This window comes from Mesorhizobium loti (genome assembly GCF_003148495.1).
Classification (GTDB): domain Bacteria; phylum Pseudomonadota; class Alphaproteobacteria; order Rhizobiales; family Rhizobiaceae; genus Mesorhizobium; species Mesorhizobium loti.
Map to the genome: position 1 here is coordinate 304,437 of NZ_QGGH01000001.1, position 18,525 is coordinate 322,961.

At 64.3% G+C, this 18,525-nt stretch carries 19 protein-coding genes; 9 read left to right on the top strand and 10 right to left on the bottom strand.

Annotation, left to right across the window (positions count from 1 at the left end; translation table 11 throughout):
- Window positions 1–242 precede the first annotated feature (242 nt).
- On the bottom strand, window positions 243–1,007 hold the full coding sequence (locus C8D77_RS01680; RefSeq protein ID WP_109658862.1) for an IclR family transcriptional regulator: 765 nt from the start codon (window positions 1,005–1,007) through the stop codon (window positions 243–245).
- A 184-nt stretch (window positions 1,008–1,191) separates the two neighbouring features.
- Here C8D77_RS01680 and C8D77_RS01685 point away from each other — a divergent pair, with 184 nt between their 5' ends.
- The 5 genes from C8D77_RS01685 (at window position 1,192) to C8D77_RS01705 (ending at window position 6,417) form a co-directional block, all read left to right on the top strand.
- Window positions 1,192–2,169, top strand: a complete 978-nt coding sequence (locus C8D77_RS01685; protein WP_109658863.1) for a Bug family tripartite tricarboxylate transporter substrate binding protein — start codon at window positions 1,192–1,194, stop codon at window positions 2,167–2,169.
- Between the two features lie 135 nt (window positions 2,170–2,304).
- Complete coding sequence (locus C8D77_RS01690) at window positions 2,305–2,841, top strand: tripartite tricarboxylate transporter TctB family protein (protein ID WP_109658864.1); 537 nt, start codon at window positions 2,305–2,307, stop codon at window positions 2,839–2,841.
- Between the two features lie 4 nt (window positions 2,842–2,845).
- Window positions 2,846–4,369, top strand: coding sequence for a tripartite tricarboxylate transporter permease (locus C8D77_RS01695; protein ID WP_109658865.1), 1,524 nt, complete (start codon window positions 2,846–2,848; stop codon window positions 4,367–4,369).
- A gap of 15 nt (window positions 4,370–4,384) precedes the next feature.
- Window positions 4,385–5,569 (top strand): CaiB/BaiF CoA transferase family protein, encoded by a 1,185-nt coding sequence (locus tag C8D77_RS01700; protein ID WP_109658866.1) that lies wholly within the window; start codon window positions 4,385–4,387, stop codon window positions 5,567–5,569.
- A complete protein-coding gene (locus C8D77_RS01705; RefSeq protein WP_109658867.1) occupies window positions 5,566–6,417 on the top strand; it encodes a citryl-CoA lyase in 852 nt (283 codons plus the stop codon). The genes C8D77_RS01700 and C8D77_RS01705 overlap by 4 nt, the downstream gene beginning before the upstream one ends.
- A 4-nt stretch (window positions 6,418–6,421) precedes the next feature.
- Here C8D77_RS01705 and C8D77_RS01710 read toward each other — a convergent pair whose 3' ends face one another.
- Both C8D77_RS01710 and C8D77_RS01715 read right to left on the bottom strand, forming a co-directional pair.
- Window positions 6,422–6,898 carry an NUDIX hydrolase gene (locus C8D77_RS01710; RefSeq protein WP_109658868.1) on the bottom strand — a complete coding sequence of 159 codons (477 nt, stop codon included), beginning with the start codon at window positions 6,896–6,898 and terminating at the stop codon, window positions 6,422–6,424.
- A 127-nt stretch (window positions 6,899–7,025) separates the two neighbouring features.
- On the bottom strand, window positions 7,026–7,334 hold the full coding sequence (locus C8D77_RS01715) for a hypothetical protein (protein ID WP_109658869.1): 309 nt from the start codon (window positions 7,332–7,334) through the stop codon (window positions 7,026–7,028).
- 372 nt (window positions 7,335–7,706) lie between these two features.
- On the opposite strand from C8D77_RS01715, the gene C8D77_RS01725 reads away from it, so the two are divergent.
- Entirely contained in the window at window positions 7,707–8,258 is a 552-nt protein-coding gene (locus tag C8D77_RS01725; RefSeq protein ID WP_109658871.1) for an invasion associated locus B family protein, read from the top strand.
- Between the two features lie 110 nt (window positions 8,259–8,368).
- Here the strand turns inward: C8D77_RS01725 and coaBC are convergent, their stop codons facing one another.
- The 3 genes from coaBC to ubiE all read right to left on the bottom strand — a co-directional run bounded on the left by coaBC (window position 8,369) and on the right by ubiE (window position 12,327).
- Window positions 8,369–9,829 (bottom strand): bifunctional phosphopantothenoylcysteine decarboxylase/phosphopantothenate--cysteine ligase CoaBC, encoded by a 1,461-nt coding sequence (coaBC, locus tag C8D77_RS01730; RefSeq protein WP_206534543.1) that lies wholly within the window; start codon window positions 9,827–9,829, stop codon window positions 8,369–8,371.
- A gap of 76 nt (window positions 9,830–9,905) precedes the next feature.
- On the bottom strand, window positions 9,906–11,480 hold the full coding sequence (ubiB, locus tag C8D77_RS01735) for a 2-polyprenylphenol 6-hydroxylase (protein ID WP_109658872.1): 1,575 nt from the start codon (window positions 11,478–11,480) through the stop codon (window positions 9,906–9,908).
- Between the two features lie 70 nt (window positions 11,481–11,550).
- The gene (gene ubiE, locus C8D77_RS01740; RefSeq protein WP_109658873.1) at window positions 11,551–12,327 is read right to left on the bottom strand and encodes a bifunctional demethylmenaquinone methyltransferase/2-methoxy-6-polyprenyl-1,4-benzoquinol methylase UbiE; all 777 of its coding nucleotides are present in this window, start codon (window positions 12,325–12,327) and stop codon (window positions 11,551–11,553) included.
- A 134-nt stretch (window positions 12,328–12,461) separates the two neighbouring features.
- Here ubiE and C8D77_RS01745 point away from each other — a divergent pair, with 134 nt between their 5' ends.
- The 3 genes from C8D77_RS01745 to C8D77_RS01755 all read left to right on the top strand — a co-directional run bounded on the left by C8D77_RS01745 (window position 12,462) and on the right by C8D77_RS01755 (window position 14,871).
- Window positions 12,462–13,436 (top strand): adenosine deaminase, encoded by a 975-nt coding sequence (locus C8D77_RS01745; RefSeq protein WP_109658874.1) that lies wholly within the window; start codon window positions 12,462–12,464, stop codon window positions 13,434–13,436.
- Between the two features lie 146 nt (window positions 13,437–13,582).
- The gene (gene upp / locus C8D77_RS01750; RefSeq protein ID WP_023671129.1) at window positions 13,583–14,212 is read left to right on the top strand and encodes a uracil phosphoribosyltransferase; all 630 of its coding nucleotides are present in this window, start codon (window positions 13,583–13,585) and stop codon (window positions 14,210–14,212) included.
- A gap of 95 nt (window positions 14,213–14,307) precedes the next feature.
- On the top strand, window positions 14,308–14,871 hold the full coding sequence (locus tag C8D77_RS01755; RefSeq protein WP_109658875.1) for a TIGR02281 family clan AA aspartic protease: 564 nt from the start codon (window positions 14,308–14,310) through the stop codon (window positions 14,869–14,871).
- Window positions 14,872–14,938: 67 nt separating this feature from the next.
- Here the strand turns inward: C8D77_RS01755 and deoA are convergent, their stop codons facing one another.
- From deoA to C8D77_RS01775, 4 genes are all read right to left on the bottom strand, one after another.
- A complete protein-coding gene (deoA, locus tag C8D77_RS01760) occupies window positions 14,939–16,258 on the bottom strand; it encodes a thymidine phosphorylase (protein WP_109658876.1) in 1,320 nt (439 codons plus the stop codon).
- Window positions 16,258–17,067, bottom strand: a complete 810-nt coding sequence (locus tag C8D77_RS01765; RefSeq protein WP_109658877.1) for a purine-nucleoside phosphorylase — start codon at window positions 17,065–17,067, stop codon at window positions 16,258–16,260. Before C8D77_RS01765 ends, deoA begins: the two co-directional genes overlap by 1 nt.
- A 30-nt stretch (window positions 17,068–17,097) precedes the next feature.
- Window positions 17,098–17,490, bottom strand: coding sequence for a cytidine deaminase (gene cdd, locus C8D77_RS01770; protein ID WP_109658878.1), 393 nt, complete (start codon window positions 17,488–17,490; stop codon window positions 17,098–17,100).
- Window positions 17,491–17,552: 62 nt separating this feature from the next.
- On the bottom strand, window positions 17,553–18,524 hold the full coding sequence (locus C8D77_RS01775) for an ABC transporter permease (RefSeq protein WP_109658879.1): 972 nt from the start codon (window positions 18,522–18,524) through the stop codon (window positions 17,553–17,555).
- Window position 18,525: the final 1 nt, after the last annotated feature.

Here is an 18,525-nt window from a genome sequence, read left to right on the forward strand (position 1 = left end):
CCCTGTCAGCGTGTCTGTCCGACGGTTTCATCCGTCGGTTGAGACTGTGTTTGTCCCTCATGTCGCTCAGCTGGCGACAACAATCCGGTTATCATGGGGGGCTTGACAGCGAATAAAGACTTCAACTATTTGCAAGGTCTATTCTTGCTGCAGGCGACCGAATATTACGGTTTTTCATGAAATTGCTTCAGGTTGAATCGGATTGTATTCAAAGTTTGCGTGGTCAGCCAAGCCAATCGGCGCTATGCATCCGCCGCGAGGCTCGCCTGATCAAGCATGGAGGCGTCCTCGCCGAAGGCGCGGGTGGCGCGGGCAGCCGCCTCGAGCAGCGGACGCCTCATGCGCTGGAGAAACGCCGCGTCGACGCGCGTGCTGGGGCCGGCCAGCGTCAGGGCGCCGAGCAGGGCGTGCCCTGGCCCGAACACCGGTGCCGACACGCCCGCCGTGTCGGGATCGCGGTCGCCGATGGCGAGACAGGTGCAGGTCTTGCGGATGGTCTCGTAGGGTTCGCCCTGCTGGCCGGAAAACGCCGCAAGCACGCGACCACCCGAGCCGACCAGCAAAGGCAACACGTCGCCTTCGCGTATCGTATAGCGGATCGCGTGCTTGGATTCGACGCGGTAGAGACAGGTGCGGACGTCGCCCGAGCGAACATAGAAGGCAACGCTTTCCCAGCTTCGTTCGGAAAGGTCGCGCATGATCGGCAACAGGATATCGATCGCCACCACCGAACGCTGGTAGAGCGCACCGAGCCGAAACGTGGCAGGTCCGACGCGGTAGCGCCCATCGTCGAGGCGCTCGAGCAATCGTCCGCGCAGCAGGGAATTCGCCAGCCGCAGGATGGTGCTCTTGTAGAGGCCTGTGCGCGCCGCGATTTCGGCCAAGCTGAGCGAGCGGTCGGCGGTGGTGAAGGCATCGAGGATGGCGATCGCCCGATCAAGTGCCGCAACACCTTCGGCGGACGCACGCCGGTTTTCCGCATCAGTCGGTCTGCTTGGTAAGTCCATTGCGGTTCCAGTCCGGAGAAGCCCGAGCGGGGTCACTCTGTCGCGCCACTGGATCGTTCTGTCCAGCAGAATATCGTTCCCGTTGACAGAACTCGGTAACATCTGCTTGAACTCGATCACGGGTCTGTGAATGCAGGCGCGTTTGGCAGGCACCGGAGGAGGTGTCGTGATCTGGAGGAATCCCATGCTGAACAGACGCAGATTTTTGATGAACACGGCGGCCGCGAGCGCTGCCGGCCTTGCAGGACTTCATCTCACCCCCGCTTTCGCCGAGGGTGCACCGCAGATCCAGATTTTCGTACCGGCGGCACCGGGCGGCGGCTGGGACCAGACAGGGCGTACGATGGACCAGGTGCTGCGCAGCGAGAAGCTCATCTCCGGCTCGCAGATCACCAATGTCGGCGGCGCCGGCGGCACGGTCGGGCTGCCGCAATTCATCAGCCAGTGGAACGGCAAGGGCAATTCGCTGATGGTTGCCGGCATGGTCATGGTTGGCGCCATCATCGCCAACAAGGCTGCCAACAATCTGACGCAAGTCACCCCGATCGCTCGTCTCACCGGCGAGTTCGAGGCTTTGGTGGTGCCGGCGGAGTCGCCGTTCAAGACGGCCGCCGATTTCGTCGCCGCACTCAAGGCCGATCCGACAAAGGTTCCTGTCGCTGGCGGCTCCGCCGGCGGTTCCGACCACATCCTGTTCGGCTTGATTGCCAAGACGGTTGGCGTTCCGGCGACAAACCTGTCCTATGTGCCGTTCGCTGGCGGCGGCGAGGCGTTGTCGGCGCTGCTCGGCAACCAGGTCGCGGCCGGCATCTCCGGCTTTGGCGAGTTCTCAGAGCAGGTCAAGGCGGGTGCGCTCAGGCTGCTCGCCATCTCGGCCGACAAGCGCCAGGACGGCATCGACGCGCCGACGCTGAAGGAAGCCGGCATCGATGTGGAGTTGTTCAACTGGCGCGGCGTCTTCGCACCACCCGGCGTTTCCGATGCCGACAAGGCAGCGATGATCACGCTGGTCGAGACCATGGCCAAGAGCGATGCGTGGGCGACCGAATGCAAGAACCGCAACTGGACGCCTATCCTTCTCACCGGCGACGATTATGCGAAGTTCGTCACCGAGGATTCGGCGCGTATCGAGGCTATCCTGAAAGACCTCGGGCTCGCCTGATCTCCCCTGAAGGGGCGGCACGCGCCCCTTCTCGCATGGACTGCAAAGCCGGCATGAACCTGCGGTAAGGACCGGCGGTGCGATGCCGGGCATCTTCGCCAACCATATTGGGCCAGCTATCCCTGGAGGACAATCATGAGCACCAGCGACCAGCAGGCGGCGCCGCCGCGCCTTGCCGTGCCGGAATTGTTGATCGGCGTCGGGCTCCTGGCCTGCGCGGGCGCGGTCGCCTGGCAGACGCTGGCGATCCCGGTGTCGCCGCTCTACTCGAAGGTCGGCCCGACCGTCTTTCCCTACCTCACCATGGTCGGTCTGGTGGTGCTTTCGCTGTTGCTTATCCTCGCCGCACTTCGCGGCGGCTGGCAGCCGGAGGAGGAAAAGGAAACGCCGACAGACTGGAAGGCGATGGGTTTCGTCGTCATCGGCCTGCTGGCCAATCTGCTGCTCATCCAGCCGCTCGGCTTCACGGCGGCATCTATCATCATGTTCGTTCTCGTCTGCTACGGCTTTGGCAGCAAGCGCACGCTGCGCGACGCAGTGCTCGGCCTGATCCTGGCGCTGGCCGCCTATTTCGGCTTCGCCAGGGCGCTCGGCGTCAACATTGGCGCCGGCTTCATCGAGAACCAGCTGAACACGGTCATCGACGCGTTCATCGGCATGTTGAGGGGCTGAAGCCATGGAAACGCTCGGACATCTCGCTCACGGCTTCTCGGTCGCCTTTACCCCGGTCAATCTTCTGTGGTGCCTGCTCGGCACCACGCTTGGCACCGCCATCGGCGTGCTGCCCGGTCTCGGACCGGCGCTGACCATCGCGCTGCTTTTGCCGATCACCTACCAGGTGGCACCGGAAGCGTCCTTCATCCTGTTCGCCGGCATCTATTACGGCGCCATGTATGGCGGCTCGACGACGTCGATCCTGCTCAACACGCCCGGCGAAAGCGCCACCATCGTCACCGCGCTGGAAGGCAACAGGATGGCTCGGTCCGGCCGCGGCGGTGCGGCACTCGCCACCTCGGCGATCGGCTCGTTCGTTGCCGGCACGATCGGCACGATGGGCGTCGCCTTCCTGGCGCCGGTGGTGGTCAAATTCGCGTTGGCCTTCGGTCCGGCCGAATATTTCTCGCTGATGGTGCTCGCCTTCATCACGGTTTCGGCGGTGCTCGGCTCCTCGTCCGTGCGCGGCCTGACCAGCCTGTTCGCCGGCTTCGTCATCGGCATGATCGGCGTCGACCTCCAGACGGGGCAGCCGCGCTTCACCTTCGGCATGAGCGAACTGCTCGACGGCGTCGACGTCATCATCGCCGCGGTCGGCCTGTTTGCCGTCGGCGAGACGCTCTACATGGCTTCGCGCCGCTATGCCGGCAAGGACGAGATCGTGCCGCTGAAGGGCTCGCTCTACATGACAAAAGTCGAATGGGGGCGGTCGTGGAAACCCTGGCTGCGCGGCGCTGCAATCGGCTTCCCGATCGGCGCCATGCCGGCCGGCGGCGCCGAAATCCCGACCTTCCTGTCCTACGCCATCGAAAAGAAGCTGTCGAAGCACAAGGAGGAGTTCGGCACGGTCGGCGCCATCGAAGGCGTTGCCGGCCCCGAGGCTGCCAACAACGCGTCCGCGGCCGGCGTGCTGGTGCCGATGCTGACGCTTGGCCTGCCGACCTCGGCGACGGCGGCGATCATGCTGTCGGCATTCCAGAGCTACGGCATCAATCCCGGGCCGCTGCTTCTGACGACCCAGGGCGACCTCGTCTGGGGGCTGATCGCCAGCCTGTTCATAGCCAACGTCATCCTCGTCATCCTCAACCTGCCACTGATCGGGCTGTGGGTGCGGCTGCTGAAAATCCCGGCGCCGCAGCTCTATGCCGGCATCCTGGTGTTCGCCACGGTCGGCACCTATGGCATTTCGCAATCGCCCATCGACCTCGTCATCCTCTATCTGCTGGGGGCGGCCGGCTTCCTGATGCGGCGTTTCGATTTCCCGACCGCGCCCGTCATCATCGGCATGATCCTGGGGCCACTCGCCGAAACCCAGTTTCGCCGGGCGATGACCATCTCGAATGGCGACTGGTCAGTGTTTTACACCCACAAGCTGTCGCTGACGCTGCTGACGCTCGCCTTCATCGGTCTCGCCGGCCCGCATATCTGGGCCTTCATCGAGCATCGGCGTCGGCGCGGACCGGAGCATGTGCCTGGCGATGCCTGATCGATCCTTGATGCCATGACAGAACTGCTTTCCGGTATCCGCGTCCTCGACCTCACCAACGTCCTGGCCGGCCCCTATTGCGCGTATCAGCTGGCGCTGCTCGGCGCTGACGTGATCAAGGTCGAAGTGCCGCAAGGCGGCGACCTGGCGCGCCAGCTCGGCGGTTCGCCAGAGCTCAACAGCGCCGGCATGGGCGCCTCGTTCCTGGCGCAGAACGCCGGCAAACGATCGGTGGTGCTGGACCTCAAGAAGCAAGCCGATCGCGAGCGTTTCCTCGATCTGGTCGCCAGCGCCGACGCACTGGTGGAGAATTTCCGCCCGGGCGTGATGGATCGGCTCGAGCTTGGCTACGAGGCGCTGAAGGCTGTCCGTCCCGGCCTCGTCTATTGCGCGATATCGGGTTTCGGCCAGACCGGGCCAATGCGCGACAATCCCGCCTATGACCAGATCATCCAGGGCCTGTCGGGGATCATGAGCATAACCGGTACGCCGGAGACGGCGCCGCTGCGTGTCGGCTATCCCGTCGCCGACACGCTTGGCGGACTGGTCGGCGCGTTCGCCATCGCCTCGGCGCTGGTGCGGCAGAAGACGAGCGGCGAGGGTGCCTTTCTCGACGTCTCGATGCTCGAATGCACGCTTTCCGCGCTTGGCTGGCCGGTCTCCAACTATCTGACCGCAGGTGTCGATCCGCAGCCAATGGGCAATGAGAACATGACCGCTGCACCCTCTGGCGCGTTTCGCACCGGCGATGGGCTCATCAACATCGCCGCCAACAAGCAGGAGCAGTTCGTGACGCTGTGCCGGCTGATCGGCCGGCCGGAGCTGGCCGGGGATGCCCGCTTTGCCGAGCGCGAGACGCGCAAGCACAACCGTGCGGCGCTTAAAGCCGAGATCGAGGACGCCCTGGCGAGCGCCCCGGCGGCAGACTGGGAAGAGACGCTCAATCGTGCCGGTGTGCCCGCCGGCAGGGTGCTGACGATCCCGCAAGTGCTGGCCGAGCCGCAAGTCCTCGAACGCCAGGTGACCACCAATTTTGATGATGTGGCTGGCATGGACAAGCCGCTGACCGTTCTGCGCGGCGGCTTCATGGTCGATGGCGTTGCACCCTTGCCGACGAAGCCGCCGCCGGCGCTCGGCGAGCATATGGGCGAGGTGTTCGCGGACCTGCCATCCCGCGCCAAGGCAAAGGCACGGGCATGAGCGGCACGGAGAAGAAGACTGGCCGCGAGCGCGGCGAGGAATGGTGGCAGACCGATATCATCGAGATGCGGCCGGGCGTCATCCGGCTTCGCGGCTACGAGATCCAGGATCTGATCGGCCGCGTCAGCTTCCCAGCGATGATCTGGCTGATGCTGCGTGGCGAACTGCCCAGCGAAGACCAGGCGGCGCTGCTCGGCATTGCCTTGGGTGCTGCGGTAGACCACGGGCCGCAGGCGCCATCGATCGCCATCGCGCGCATGGCGGCAACCTGCGGCGTCGGCATCAACAGCGCCATGGCCTCGGCCATCAACGTTCTCGGCGACGTGCATGGCGGCGCAGGTGAACAGGCGCTTTCCTTCTACGGTGACATTGCCGTGGCGCTCGATGGCGGTGCGACGCTGAAGGAGGCCGTCTTGGCACGGCTCGACCGGTTCTTCGCCGAGGATAAGGGCTATGTGCCGGGGCTCGGACACCGCTTCCATCCCGTCGACCCGCGCGCGCCGCGGCTTCTGGAACTGACCCGCGAATTTGCCGCGCGCGGTGTCGTCAATGGACGTTTTGCCGACATTGCCGAGGCGATCGAGGCGGAGGTCGCGCGGCGCAAAGGGAAAAAGATACCGCTCAACATCGATGGCGCCACCGCCGTCATCTATGGCGAACTCGGCTTTCCGCCGCCGCTGACGCGCGGGCTTTTCGTGCTGTCACGCTCGGTCGGCATCCTGGCGCATGCCTGGGAGCAGTCGCAGCAGAGCGAGCGCAACAAGGGGCCGCTGCCGCGCGAATGGCTGTGGGCCTATACCGGCACGCCGGTACGCCCGTTTCCCGAAGGGGATGACACCGGCGAGTGAGGCTTTAGGCCTGGCCGACCGGCACAGGCTGAGGAAGCTTCAGCGTCTCCACCAACGTCGAGAGGTCGGGTTCATCGATGAGCATGGCCGCGTCGGCCGGCGCCAGCCAGGCCCGCTGGCGGCGTTTGGCTTCCTGCCAGTCGGTCAGTTCCTCGCTCACCTCAAGCAGATAGACGATGACGTCGACGCGGACAAAGCGGTTGGCCAGCCGCTTCCAGTAGGAATAGGTGCCGGCCGGCTGCTTCAGCGTCTTGCCGAGCACGCCGGCTTCCTCCTGCGCCTCGATGGTGGCCGCCTTGCGTCCGCTCTTGCCTTTCATCGGCCAGCCCTTGGGGACGATGAAGCGTCTGGTGGTTCGCGAGGTAACCAGCATCACCTCGATATCGCCGCGCGCGTTCAGCCGAAACGGAATAGCCGCCACCTGACGGATCCTCTCGCCCTTCTTTGCCTTGCGTACGGCCTTTTTCTTCGTGGCTGCCATTCGTGAATCCAGTCGATGCAATGCCGCATAGCGCGACAAGGCATCGTTGCAAAACCAAAACTTTCGCGTGCGCCGAAGGGCACTCCGAATACATAAGTCGGCTAAATAAATGAAAAAAGCCTGGATGTCAGCGGCAATTGCTCACGGCGGTGGTGCCGATTATCTGCGTCTGGCAGCTTGGCTTGAGTTGCTGCACGACCGGCGGCGCTTGCCGGATGATCTGGCGGTCCTGGGCACGGTACTGCTGCTGTTGCTGCTGGTATTGCTGCCGCTGTACCCTGTTTTGCAGGATTTGCAGGTCGTTCTGCCGGATCAGTGCGTTGTTGCCGGTGGCGGAATCGAGGGCCTGCGCGGAAGCGGGCAGGCAAGCCCCCACCAGCATTGCCGTGGCCAGCATTGCCGATGTGAAGATCGTTGATGGTTGAAGCGCCGACATCCGCTCATTCCCGGGTGAAAGAAATCCTCGCCTTAATATAGGGTGTCTGTCCGGCTGTGCCATATCCAGCGTCGATCGAAACGAAATCGGCTTGTCGACCGCCGAAGGTCGCTTCGCAGCGGCGGAGAATCTGCCGGGCAACCCGCATTGCACTTGACGGAGGCCGTCGATTCGCCGCTCTATCGGGTCGGCGCCGGCCTTGAGCGGAATGGCGTCAATGGCGTCGGCATGTCCGTCAGGTACAATGGCGCCTTCGGCGAAACGGTTAAACAGAACGCCATCAGCGCATCTCTCGAGGTCAGTTTCCAGCTGGCTCGAGGCGGAGCCGGGTTGGGATGGGTCTTCATGAGGAAGTACGCATATCTCTAGGCGATGATGGGCGTTGCCTGCGTCGTCGGTGTGCCGGCCGTGGCGGCGCAAACCAAGGGCGACAAGGTGGTCGCGGCGCCGTCCGCCGCCGATGCGCCGCAGCTGCCTGGAGGCGCGTCGGCACTGTCCGAAACCCATGGCGACTGGCCGGTCAATTGCCAGATATCGGGCACGACCAAGACCTGCAGCCTGTCGCATCAGCAATTCAACAAGCAAAGCAATCAGTGCCTGCTGGCGATCGAGCTGTCGAGCAAGACCGGCGACGATGCCACGGGAACGCTCGCGCTGCCGTTCGGCCTGGCGCTGGCCAAGGGGGTCAGCCTGACCATCGACGATCAGAAGCTGGACGGCAGCCTGGCATTCAACACCTGCCAGGTCGTCGGCTGTCTGGTGCCGGTGGCGTTCGATGCGACCGTCACGCCGCTGCTGAAATCAGGCACCACCCTGAAGATCGACGCCTTCGCGGCCGACACCGGACAAGCGGTGAGCTTTTCCATTCCGCTCAATGGCTTCGCCGGCGCGCTTGCCCGGACCGCCGAGCTTTTGACCAATTGACCGCAGAGGTCATGCAGAGCTGCAGGACCTAAAGCATGCCGCCTGGATGCCGTCTCGCGGCGGGGCAGTGCGTCGCTGCAGCAGAACCTGGCGGCAGAACGTCTTTCAGCTCAAACGACGATCGTTTTAAGCCTTTCGGCGATCAGGGCGGCGAGTCGAGCCGCCACTTCGTCCTTGCTCATCTCGGGCCATTCCTCGACGCCGGCCTTGGACACGATCCGCACCCGATTGCGATCGCCGCCCATCACGCCGGAAGGACCGACGCCGCTTCCCTGCGACACGTCGTTGGCAACGATGAGATCGGCGCCTTTCTTCTTGAGCTTGGCCTCGGCGTTGCGCAAAAGATCCTGTGTCTCGGCGGCGAAGCCGATAACCAGCCCGGGTCGTTGGCTGTGATGGCCGACGCCGGCCAGGATGTCGGGATTCTCGACCATGCGCAGCACCGGCGGCCCTTCGCCCGCGACCTTCTTGATCTTCTCATCGGCCGAGTTCTCCGTACGCCAGTCGGCAACGGCGGCGACGAACACCGCCGCGTCGGCGGGCAGGAGCTGTTCCACCGCATCGCGCATCTCTTGCGCACGTTCGACATGGATGGTCTTCACCCCGGCGGGATCGGCGATGCCGACAGGACCGGAGACGAGGTGCACATCGGCGCCGAGCCTGGCCAGTGCTGCCGCGATGGCATGGCCCTGCTTGCCGGAGGAACGGTTGGCGATGTAGCGCACCGGGTCGATCGGCTCATGCGTCGGGCCGGAGGTGACGATGATCTTGCGCCCCGACAGCGGCCTGGGGCCGACATCGAGCAGCGCCTCGATGGCGGCGACGATCTCCAGCGGCTCGGCCATGCGGCCTTCGCCCGCCTCATTGCTTTCCGCCATCTCCCCCCTGGCCGGACCGACAAAGGCGATGCCGTCCTTTTGTAGCGTCGCGCGGTTGCGGCGGGTGGCTGGATGCGCCCACATTCTGGGATTCATGGCCGGCGCCATCAACACCGGCTTGTCGGTGGCGACAAGCACGGTGGAGGCCAGATCGTTGGCGTGGCCGTTGGCGAGCTTGGCCATCAGGTCGGCGGTGGCGGGCGCCACCACCAGCAGATCGGCCTCGCGCGACAGCCTAATATGGCCGACATCGTGCTCATCATTGCGGTCGAACAGGTCGGTAAAGACATGGTCTGCGGAGAGCGCGCCAACCGACAGCGTGGTAACGAATTCCTGCGCGGCCGATGTCATGACCACCCGAACCGCAGCCCCACGCTCGCGCAGCCGGCGGATCAGATCAAGCGCCTTGTAGGCGGCGATGCCGCCGCCGATGATGAGCAGGATGCGCTTGCTGGAGAGGCCGCGCGGCATGATTTTCCCTGCGACAACTGGGGCCAGGCCGCGTGCGCTCGCCAGTTCGCGCAAGGTCTGTTCGATCTGATCGATGCGGCCGGCCGAACCAAGCTGGCCTTCGACGGCAGCACGGATCATCACCCGCGCCTGCTCTTCCATCGAGCGGTCGTTCTCCGCTGCGAGCTGGCGCAGCAGATCCTTGACCTCGTCGTCAAGATTGCGAATGGTGATGCTGGCCATATGATTGCACTCTGCTCAACATTGCCGAATGCAATGATAGCAATGCAATCACTTTGGGACAAGCCGTTCCAGATCGCTAGATGATCTTCCAGGCGATATAGACGAGCGTCAGCGCGATCACCCACAGTGCCAGGCGGCCGGAGCGGCTGTAGCGCGCCTCGGCCTTGCCGATGGCGCGCGCGGTTGTCTCGTCGAAGCGCAGGCCGTGCTCGGCCATCAGGTCGATCTCGCGCGACAGCCGGTCGGTGCGCGCCGCAAGCTCGGGTACCTGGCGGGCCAGCGTCAGCAGCGCCTTGGCGCCGTCGCGCGCATCGATCATCATGCCACGTGGACCAAGGTTGCCGGCAATCCAGCCGCCGACCACCGGTTCGGCGGTCTTCCACATATTGAAAGCCGGGTCGAGCGTGCGCGCCACGCCCTCGACCACCACCATGGTCTTCTGCAGCAGAATCAGCTCCGGCCGCGTCGCCATGTCGAAGAGTTCGGTCACTTCGAACAGCAGGGTCAAAAGCTTGGCCATCGAAATGGTCTCGGCCGGCTGGCCGTGGATCGGCTCGCCGATCGCCCGGATCGCCTGCGCGAAGGCCGCGACATTGTGCTGGCGCGGCACATAGCCGGCCTCGAAATGCACCTCGGCGACGCGCAGATAGTCGCGCGTGATGAAACCGTAGAGGATTTCGGCGAGGAAGCGGCGCTCCTTCTTGCCAAGCCTGCCGGCGATGCCGAGATCGACGGCGACGATGGTGCCGTTTGCCTCGACGAAGAGGTTGCCCGGGTGCATGTCGGCGTGGAAGAAGCCGTCGCGCAGCGTGTGGCGCAGGAACGACTGGATGAGGTTGGCGGCGATCGCCTTCAGATCGTGGCCGGCGGCTTCGAGACCGGCAATGTCGTTCATCTTGACGCCGTCGACCCATTCCATGGTCAGCACGTCGCGGCCGGTGCGCTCCCAGTCGACGGATGGCACGCGAAAGCCGGGATCGTCCTTGGTGTTTTCGCCCAGTTCCGAAAGGGCGGCCGCCTCGAGCCTCAGATCCATTTCGATCTTGGTGGTCTGTGCCAGCGTCTCGGTGACCTCGACCGGCCGCAGCCGGCGTGACGACGGGATGTATTTTTCCTGCAGGCGGGCGGCGAGGAAATAGCTTTCGAGATCCTGGAAGAAGCGGCGGCGCACGCCGGGCCGGATCACCTTGACCGCCATCTTGGTGGCAACGCCGTCATGGATGGTGTCGGCGGCATGGACCTGGGCGATGGAAGCGGCTGCGACCGGATCGCCGAATTGCGCGTAGAGATCGGCGACCTTGCGCCCGAGCGAAGCCTCGATAGCCGCGATGGCTTCAGCCCTGGGGAAGGTGTGCATCTTGTCTTGCAACATAGCGAGATCGAGCGCCATGTCGTTGCCGACGACGTCGGGCCGTGTCGCCAGGAACTGGCCGAGCTTGACGTAGGATGGACCGAGCCGGACGACCGCCTTGGCCAGCCGGTCGCTGCGCTCATAGGCAAGCGCGCGGCGGCGGGTGAACAGCCGTGCCAGCCGCCAGCCGAACTTCGGCAGGCCTGACAGCTCCTCGCCCGGCAAGGCGGCGACGACGCCCTCGCGAACCAGCACCCAGCCGGCCCTTACGAGCCGAAATCCAGCGCTGACCGTGCTCATGGCCGCGCCCGTCCTGCCGGCTCGTTGAACCGGCACAGACCACATCGCGTGCGAGAAATGCGAGCCAGCCTCAAAGCTTCCAGCCCGAATGAAGCGCGGCAATACCGCCGGAATAATTGCGGAAGGAAACGCGATCGAAGCCGGCGCGGGAAATCATCGTCGCGAAATTCTGCTGGTTGGGAAACCTGGCGATCGATTCGACCAGATAGGAATAGGGCTCACCGTCGCCGGTGACCATCTTGCCGATCTTCGGAATCGCATTGAACGACCAGGCCTCGTAGGCCTTGTCGAGCAGCGGCATCTCGACTTCGGAAAATTCCAGGCACAGGAAGCGCCCGCCCGGCTTCAGCACGCGAAACGCTTCTGCGAGCGCGACATCGATGCGCGGCACGTTGCGGATGCCGAAAGCGATGGTGTAGGCGTCGAATGTGGCATCAGCGAAGGGCAGTTCCTCGGCATTGGCCTCGACGAAATCGGTGTTGCCGGACAGGCCTTTCTTTTCGGCCCGGTCGCGGCCGACGGCCAGCATCGAGCCATTGATGTCGAGCACGGTGGCATGGGCGTTGCCGTGGCTGGCATCGACGATGCGGAAGGCGATGTCGCCGGTGCCTCCGGCAACGTCGAGCACCTTCCAGCCCGCCCGTTTCGGCGGGTTGAGCCATGTCACCATGGCATCCTTCCACAGCCGGTGCAGGCCAGCCGACATCAGATCGTTCATCAGGTCGTAGCGGTTCGCGACCTTGTGGAAAACATCGTTGACCAGGGACTGCTTGTCGCCAGCCCCTACACGCTTGAAACCATAGGAGGTTTCCATGCCGCCCGCGGCCGTGGTTCTCTCAACTGACATTTTTTTGATCCGTCATAAAACCGGCGGGACCATAGCCGATCGATGGTGCGGGCGCTATTGTTTAAGGCGCGGTGTTCAGCCGCGCTTCCAGGTGGCGGGTTTTCAAGACCTGGACAGACCGACGGGATGATTGAATGCCTTTGAAAGCGGAACTGCACTGCCACATTGAAGGGGCAGCGGCGCCCGAACTCGTCATCCGCCAGGCGCAGAAATACGGCAAGGATACCTCGCCCTATATCCAGAACGGTTCCTTCGTCTGGCACGATTTCACATCGTTCCTTGCCGCTTACGATTTTTCCGCCGACCTGTTCCGGACCGAGGAGGATTACGCGCGGCTGGCCGACCATTATCTGACCAGTCTCGCCCGCGACGGGGCGATCTATTCCGAGGTCTTCACGTCGCCGGACCATGCCAGAAAGGCCGGGTTGTCGCCCAAGGCCTATACCGACGCGCTCGGCGAGGGCATGGCCCGCGCCAAGGCCAAGACCGGCATCGAGGGCCGCATGATCGTAACCGGCGTGCGCCATGTCGGCGTCGAGTCGATCGAGCAGGCGGCGCGTTTCGCGGCGCGCTGCGGGCATCCGCTGGTCACCGGTTTCGGCGTCGCCGGGGATGAGCGGATCGGCGAGATGGAGGACTATGTCAGAGCTTTCGAGATCGCTCGCGAGGCCGGGCTCGGCATCACCATCCATGCCGGCGAACTGACAGGCTGGGAGACCGTCCAGGCGGCACTCGATCACATCCGCCCCTCCCGCATCGGCCATGGCGTGCGCGCCATCGAAAACCCGGACCTTGTCCGGCGCATTGCCGACGAGGGCGTCGTGCTGGAATGCTGCCCCGGCTCCAACATCGCGCTCAAGGTGTTCGACAGCTTTGCCGACCATCCGTTTCCAGCCCTGCAGGCAGCCGGCTGCAAGGTGACGCTCAATTCCGACGACCCGCCCTATTTCTGGACTTCGCTGAAGCGCGAATACGACATCGCCGGCGAGCATTTCTCGATGAACGAAAAGGCGCTGGCTGCCGTTACCCGCACCGCTATCGAAGCCGCTTTCGTCGACAAAAAGACCAAGACCGCGCTTCTTGCCCGGTTGAACGGTGCGGCACGCTGATTTCTGCCGACAAAGCTGTGGTCGGGGCAGGCCAAGCGGTTCCTTGGCCGGCGCATTGTCGCTAGGGTTCGCTCAAGCAGCTTGAAGCGCGGCGCGTCCGAAAGGACCATGCGCGCACTTTCGGGCGCAAGCATCAGGAGAACACCATGCAGGGCGTCACCGTCGTCGACCATCCGCTTGTCCAGCACAAGCTGACCATCATGCGCAAGAAGGAAACCTCGACGGCGGGCTTCCGCCGGCTGCTGCGCGAGATCTCGCTGCTGCTCGGCTACGAGGTCACCCGCAACCTCGAACTGACGACGACGACGATCGAAACGCCGATGGAAACCATGGAGGCGCCGACACTGGAGGGCAAAAAGCTGGTCTTCGCCTCGGTGCTGCGTGCTGGCAACGGCTTGCTGGAAGGCCTGCTCGATCTGGTGCCGGCGGCCCGCGTCGCCCATGTCGGTCTCTACCGCGATCACGAAACGCTTGAAGCGGTCGAATATTTCTTCAAGGCGCCGAGCGACCTCGCCGACCGGCTGGTGATCGTCGTCGATCCGATGCTGGCCACCGCCAATTCGGCGATCGCTGCGATCGACAAGCTGAAAGAGCGCGGCGCCACCAACATCCGTTTCCTTTGCCTGCTGGCAGCGCCCGAAGGCATCGAGCGTTTCACCAAGGCGCATCCGGACGTTCCCGTGTTCACCGCTTCGATCGACCGCCAGCTCAACGAGAAGGGCTACATCATGCCCGGCCTCGGCGATGCCGGCGACCGCATGTACGGGACCAAATAATTTACCAATTGTTTACGCAAAGGCGGGTTTCTGGCGCCCGTTAAAGCGGCAAACACCATCAAGGCTTAGGGATCGGCTGTCACAAAGGCCGATCCATGCTGCGCAAACTTCTCATCCTCGGCGTTTTCGCCGGTACGTCGGCATCGATACCGATTGTGTATCAGTCGAATCCGCAATTCGTCGAAAACCTGCTGAAATCGGCGGCGCCGAGCAAACCCGCGGTCAACGTCCAACCGGACGTCAACCTGGCATCGGTGCCCGACAAGCCGGCGGCGTCGCTGCCGATGGGCCGCAAGGTGGTCGTTGCGGCAGACGAGCGCGGACACTTCTCGTCGGCATTCAAGCTCAATGGACGTCAGATCGACGGCATGATCGACACCGGCGCCACGCTGGTCGCCATCAACACCTCGACGGCGCGCAAGATCGGCCTGTCGCTGAACGCTTCCGACTTCAGCCACGAGGTCAGCACCGCCAACGGCACCATCAAGGCGGCCGTTGCAATGATCGACCGCCTGCAGATCGGCAGCATCACGGTCAACGACGTCCAGACCATCGTGCTCGACGACAGGGCGCTGCGCACCAATCTGATCGGCATGAGCTTCCTCAACCGGCTCGACAAATACCAGGTCGAGAACGGCACGCTGCTGCTCGTTCAGTAAAGAGTCGTGTCGTTGTTTTGTGCATGTCGTTATCCCAAGACCGCTTCACACTTTTGGGCGACATGCACTAGCCGCGCGGAAGAATCCGCCGGATGACCGATTTGTCGGCGGGCGGCTTCGAAGCGCCGACCGTATAGGCCGAAAGCACGGCGTCGGCCGCCGCCTCGGCATCGGCCAATGAGCGGGCATGGATCAGCGCCAACGGCTCGCCAGCCCGAACCTCGGCTCCGACCGGCAACAGCCTGGTGATGCCGACCGCGGGATCGACCTTGTCGTCCGGTCGCGTGCGTCCGCCTCCCAGGCCGACCACGGCGAGCCCGACGTCGCGGGTCGCGATGCCAGTGACAAAGCCGTTTGCGGTCGCCTTGACGGCAAATTCGGTCGCCGCTGCGGCCAGGTATTTTTCCGGCTTCTCGATGAAATCGGCCGGGCCGCCGAGCACGGCCACCATGCGCGCGAAGGTGGCGGCGGCGCGGCCGCTGGCGAGCGTCTCGGTGGCGCGCCGCATGCCGTCCTGATTGGACGACACCAGCCCGGCCGACTGCAGCATTTCGGCGGCCAGCGCCAGCGTCACGTCCTCCAGCCGACGGTCACGAAACCGGCCGGTGAGGAAATCGACGGCGTTGCGCACCTCAACGGCGTTGCCGGCGGCCGACGCCAGCGGCTCGTTCATGCCGGTGATCAACGCCGAGGCCTTCAGTCCGGCGCCATTGGCGATTTCGACCAGGCTGTTGGCGAGCGCGGTGGCGTCGCGCGATTTTTCCATGAAGGCGCCGTTGCCGACCTTGACGTCGAGCACCAGCGATTGCAGCCCGGCCGCCAGCTTCTTCGACAGGATCGAAGCGGTGATCAGCGGCACCGATTCGACCGTGCCGGTGACGTCGCGGATCGCATAGAGCCGTCGATCGGCCGGCGCGAGGTCAGCGGTCTGGCCGATGATGGCGCAGCCGGTTTCGAGCACCGCCTTGCGAAACAGTGCGATATCGGGCTGGCTGGTGTAGCCGGGGATCGCATCCATCTTGTCCAGCGTGCCGCCGGTGTGGCCAAGGCCGCGGCCCGATATCATCGGTATATAAGCGCCGCAGGCGGCGACGATCGGCGCCAGCATCAGCGAGACATTGTCGCCGACGCCGCCGGTCGAATGCTTGTCGGTGACCGGGCCGGGCAGGTCCGACCAGTCTAGCACGTCACCGGAATCGCGCATCGCCAGCGTCAGCGCCACCGCCTCGTCGCGATTCATGCCGTTGAAGAACACCGCCATGGCGAAGGCGCCGACCTGGCCATCCGAAACGGCCCCTGACGTCACGCCCTCGACGAAGCCGGCGATCTCCTGCTCCGACAGCCTGAGGCCATCGCGCTTGCGGCGGATGATTTCCTGCGGAAGCATCAGCTCTCCAGCAGTCCGTCGCGGAACACGCGCTGCAGGATCTTTGCCAGCCGCGCGCCGCCTACCGGCGCCATGTCCTTGGTCTCCTGGTGCGAAAGCTCAGCCCCGGTCATGCCGGCCGCCAAATTGGTGATGACCGAACAGGCGGCGACGCGCAGTCCGAGGAAACGGGCGAGAATGACCTCCGGTACGGTCGACATGCCGACCGCGTTGGCGCCCATGATGCGCGCCATGCGGATTTCAGCGGGTGTTTCGAAGCATGGCCCCGAGAACCACATGTAGACACCCTTGTGCAGTGTGGTGCCGGTCGCTTTCGCCGCCCGTTCGATGGCCTTGCGGATGTCGGCATCATAGGCCTCGGTCAGGCCGACGAAGCGGCGGTCGCTGGGCTCGCCGATCAGCGGATTGGTGCCCGAAAAATTGATGTGGTCCGATATCAGCATCACCGAGCCCGGCGGCATCTCCGGTTCGACCGAACCGGCGGCATTGGTGAGGATCAGTTTCGTGATGCCGATGCCGGCAAGCACTTCCAGCACTGGGCGCATCGCCGCCGCGTTGCCGTGCTCGTAGTAGTGGGCGCGGCCGGACAGCATCAGCACCGGCACACCGGCAAACAGCCCCGCGACCACTTCGCCGGTATGGCCGGTGACGCCGCTTCTGGGAAAGCCCGGCAGGTCGGCATAGGGGATGCGGATCGGATGCTCGATCTGGTCGACCAGCCCGCCCAGACCCGAACCCAGCACCAGCGCTGTCAACGGCGCCAAGCCGTCCAGTCTTTCGATGAGATGATCCAGAGCCTTTTCCGTCATTGCAGCCAGCTCTTCATTTCAGCCCGTTGTTCATTTCAAAATGTCGCCGCGGAAGCCATAGGGCAGCATCTCGCCCATGGTCACGGTCTCGGCCACACCGGCATTGTCGCAGAGATAGAGCTTTGTTTCCGGCCGGCAGAATTCAGCCAGTCGCTGCCGGCAGCCGCCGCAAGGCGAGCATTTCGCCATGCGCTCGGCAAGAACGGCGATTTCCACGATCTTGCCGCCACCGCCCATGATGTAGTGGCCGAGGGCTGTGGTCTCGGCGCACCAGCCTTCGGGGTAGGAGGCGACCTCGATATTGGCGCCGGTAAAGACGCGCCCGTCCTCGGTGCGCAAGGCAGCGCCCACCGGAAATTTCGAATAGGGTGCGTAGGCCTTGGCCATGGCAGCCTTGGCGGCCTCGAACAGATCATGCGACATTCAGGTGTTCTCTCCGATGATCGTGTCCAAAACCCGGCACCAAGCCGCCCCGCTGCTGCGGCTCAGCGTTCCTTGACGTAAGGCACGCCGCCGGCGCGTGGCGGAATGGCCTTGCCGATGAAGCCGGCGAGCAGGATGACGGTGAGGATGTAGGGCAGCGCCTGCATGAACTGCACCGGCACCTTGCCGATGATGGGCAGTGGCGAGCCTTGCAGGCGGATCGACAGCGCGTCGAGGAAGCCGAACAACAGGCAGGCGAACATGGCGTTGACCGGTTTCCACTTGGCGAAGATCAGCGCAGCCAGCGCGATATAGCCCTTGCCGGCGGTCATGTCCTTCACGAAGCCGCCATTTTGCACCATCGACAGATAGGCGCCTGCAATGCCGGTGAGGATGCCGGTGCAGATCAGCGCCCGGTAGCGCAGCCAGGCGACGGAAATGCCGGCGGTGTCGACGGCAGCCGGGTTCTCGCCGACGGCGCGCAGGCGCAGGCCGAAGCGGGTGCGAAACAGCACCCACCAGGTGAACGGCACCATCGCGAAGGCGAGATAGACCAGGATCGAGTGACCCGACAGTAGCTCGGCATAGATCGGCCCAACGATCGGCACGTCGCGGACGGCGTCGGCACCCGGCAGAGTGATGGCCTCGAAGCGCTCGCCTGGTTGCAGCGCCGGCGTGCGTCCACCCTGCTGGAACCAGGCCTGGCCCAGAATGATGGTCGAGCCGGCGGCGATGAAATTGATCGCCACGCCGGAGACGATCTGGTTGCCGCGATGGGTGATCGAGGCAAAGCCGTGGATCATGGCAAAGGCGACCGAGATCAGGATGGCCATGCCGAGGCCGAGAAAGGCCGAATGGAATACGGAAGCGGCCGCAGCACCGGCGAAGGCGCCGACCAGCATCTTGCCTTCGAGGCCGATGTCGAAGATGCCGGCGCGCTCCGAATAGAGGCCGGCGAGGCAAGCAAGCAGCAGCGGCACCGAGAGGCGGATGGTGGAGTCCAGTGTCTGGACGATTGCGTTGAACACGTCCATC

Coding starts and splice junctions, on each gene's coding strand:
- C8D77_RS01680 (WP_109658862.1), bottom strand. CDS start 1,007: ATGGACTTACCAAGCAGACCGACTGATGCGGAAAACCGGCGTGCGTCC.
- C8D77_RS01685 (WP_109658863.1), top strand. CDS start 1,192: ATGCTGAACAGACGCAGATTTTTGATGAACACGGCGGCCGCGAGCGCT.
- C8D77_RS01690 (WP_109658864.1), top strand. CDS start 2,305: ATGAGCACCAGCGACCAGCAGGCGGCGCCGCCGCGCCTTGCCGTGCCG.
- C8D77_RS01695 (WP_109658865.1), top strand. CDS start 2,846: ATGGAAACGCTCGGACATCTCGCTCACGGCTTCTCGGTCGCCTTTACC.
- C8D77_RS01700 (WP_109658866.1), top strand. CDS start 4,385: ATGACAGAACTGCTTTCCGGTATCCGCGTCCTCGACCTCACCAACGTC.
- C8D77_RS01705 (WP_109658867.1), top strand. CDS start 5,566: ATGAGCGGCACGGAGAAGAAGACTGGCCGCGAGCGCGGCGAGGAATGG.
- C8D77_RS01710 (WP_109658868.1), bottom strand. CDS start 6,898: ATGGCAGCCACGAAGAAAAAGGCCGTACGCAAGGCAAAGAAGGGCGAG.
- C8D77_RS01715 (WP_109658869.1), bottom strand. CDS start 7,334: ATGTCGGCGCTTCAACCATCAACGATCTTCACATCGGCAATGCTGGCC.
- C8D77_RS01725 (WP_109658871.1), top strand. CDS start 7,707: ATGATGGGCGTTGCCTGCGTCGTCGGTGTGCCGGCCGTGGCGGCGCAA.
- coaBC (WP_206534543.1), bottom strand. CDS start 9,829: ATGGCCAGCATCACCATTCGCAATCTTGACGACGAGGTCAAGGATCTG.
- ubiB (WP_109658872.1), bottom strand. CDS start 11,480: ATGAGCACGGTCAGCGCTGGATTTCGGCTCGTAAGGGCCGGCTGGGTG.
- ubiE (WP_109658873.1), bottom strand. CDS start 12,327: ATGTCAGTTGAGAGAACCACGGCCGCGGGCGGCATGGAAACCTCCTAT.
- C8D77_RS01745 (WP_109658874.1), top strand. CDS start 12,462: ATGCCTTTGAAAGCGGAACTGCACTGCCACATTGAAGGGGCAGCGGCG.
- upp (WP_023671129.1), top strand. CDS start 13,583: ATGCAGGGCGTCACCGTCGTCGACCATCCGCTTGTCCAGCACAAGCTG.
- C8D77_RS01755 (WP_109658875.1), top strand. CDS start 14,308: ATGCTGCGCAAACTTCTCATCCTCGGCGTTTTCGCCGGTACGTCGGCA.
- deoA (WP_109658876.1), bottom strand. CDS start 16,258: ATGCTTCCGCAGGAAATCATCCGCCGCAAGCGCGATGGCCTCAGGCTG.
- C8D77_RS01765 (WP_109658877.1), bottom strand. CDS start 17,067: ATGACGGAAAAGGCTCTGGATCATCTCATCGAAAGACTGGACGGCTTG.
- cdd (WP_109658878.1), bottom strand. CDS start 17,490: ATGTCGCATGATCTGTTCGAGGCCGCCAAGGCTGCCATGGCCAAGGCC.
- C8D77_RS01775 (WP_109658879.1), bottom strand. CDS start 18,524: ATGGACGTGTTCAACGCAATCGTCCAGACACTGGACTCCACCATCCGC.